The sequence below is a fragment of the Candidatus Pantoea deserta genome (assembly GCF_003813865.1).
Classification (GTDB): Bacteria; Pseudomonadota; Gammaproteobacteria; order Enterobacterales; family Enterobacteriaceae; genus Pantoea; species Pantoea deserta.
The window spans coordinates 1-1175 of record NZ_RMVG01000060.1; the positions used below are offsets into that span (position 1 = coordinate 1).

1 protein-coding gene is annotated in these 1175 nt (G+C 57.0%); it reads right to left on the reverse strand.

Annotated elements, in window-relative coordinates; translation table 11 throughout:
• A partial coding sequence (gene tuf, locus BBB56_RS23385; protein ID WP_123803268.1) for an elongation factor Tu occupies window positions 1-1175 on the reverse strand: 1175 nt, incomplete at both ends.

Here is a 1175-nt window from a genome sequence, read left to right on the forward strand (position 1 = left end):
GCGATAACTTCAGCAACAACGCCCGCGCCAACGGTACGGCCGCCTTCGCGGATTGCGAAGCGCAGACCCTGGTCCATCGCGATCGGGTGGATCAGAGTTACGGTCATTTTGATGTTGTCGCCCGGCATTACCATCTCTACGCCTTCCGGCAGTTCGATGTTGCCAGTCACGTCAGTGGTACGGAAGTAGAACTGCGGACGGTAGCCTTTGAAGAACGGAGTGTGACGACCGCCTTCTTCTTTAGACAGAACGTACACTTCTGATACGAACTTGGTGTGCGGCTTGATTGAGCCCGGCTTAGCCAGTACCTGGCCACGCTCGATCTCTTCACGCTTGATACCACGCAGCAGAACGCCCACGTTCTCACCAGCCTGACCCTGATCCAGCAGTTTGCGGAACATTTCAACGCCGGTACAGGTTGATTTCGCGGTGTCTTTGATGCCCACGATTTCAACTTCGTCGCCCACTTTCACGATGCCGCGCTCAACACGACCGGTAACAACGGTACCACGGCCAGAGATTGAGAATACGTCTTCGATCGGCAGCAGGAACGGCAGGTCGATAGCACGAACCGGATCCGGGATGTAGGTATCCAGGTGGCCAGCCAGCTCAACGATCTTCGCTTCCCACTCTGCGTCGCCTTCCAGCGCTTTCAGCGCAGAACCGCGAACGATCGGGGTGTCGTCGCCCGGGAAGTCGTACTGAGACAGCAGGTCACGCACTTCCATCTCAACCAGTTCCAGCAGCTCTTCGTCATCAACCATGTCGCACTTGTTCAGGAACACGATGATGTAAGGAACGCCAACCTGACGACCCAGCAGGATGTGCTCACGGGTCTGCGGCATCGGGCCGTCAGTCGCAGCAACAACCAGGATAGCGCCGTCCATCTGAGCAGCACCGGTGATCATGTTTTTCACGTAGTCGGCGTGGCCCGGGCAGTCAACGTGCGCGTAGTGGCGAGCCGGCGTTTCGTACTCAACGTGAGAGGTGTTGATGGTGATACCACGAGCCTTCTCTTCCGGCGCGTTGTCGATCTGGTCGAACGCACGAGCCTGGCCGCCGTAGGTTTTAGCCAGAACGGTGGTGATTGCTGCAGTCAGGGTGGTTTTACCGTGGTCAACGTGACCGATGGTGCCCACGTTTACGTGCAGTTTGTTACGTTGAAATTGCTCTTT